Raw genomic sequence first — 530 nt, 5'->3', positions numbered from 1 at the left:
ATCGATCACTTCAAATCCATCAATGACGAATTGAGCCATTTGGTGGGCGACAAAGCGATCAAAAGTGTGTCACAGGAACTGGCAGCCTACTTCAAATTTAAAGGTGTATCGTGTGTGCGATTTGGCGGAGAAGAGTTCCTTGTAATTCTTGAGAACAGCCAATTGGAACGCGCAGAAATGCACGCTGAAAACTACCGCGAACGTATTTTTAAATATGCATGGCGAGACATTCTTGGCGAACGCGGCCTAACCGTTTCCATCGGTATTACACTCCATCGCGAAGGGGAAAACACTCAGCGCACCTTCTACCGCGCCGATAAAGCCTTGTATCGTGCCAAAGCCAATGGCCGAAACCAAGTCTGTACCGAACTTTAAGCCACGCCCCAGTTGAAATCTGGGGCTTTATCATGCTTTTTATCAGCCCTACCCGAATCTATTCACTTTTTGTTTAAATCTGTACTCAATCTCGCCAAACTTGCCTACAACTATCAGTACGTACTGATATCGCATAAACATAATTCGCACATAAA

General features: G+C 45.1%; 1 protein-coding gene. It reads left to right on the top strand.

The window, feature by feature from the left end; translation table 11 throughout:
* The coding region (locus tag R7E78_RS30135) for a GGDEF domain-containing protein (protein ID WP_318059143.1) at positions 1–375 on the top strand (375 nt) is incomplete at its 5' end.
* Between the last annotated feature and the right edge of the window lie 155 nt (positions 376–530).

It is taken from the genome of Vibrio sp. YT-19(2023), from assembly GCF_033337395.1.
This window is presented reverse-complemented; position numbering and strand designations above follow the sequence as displayed.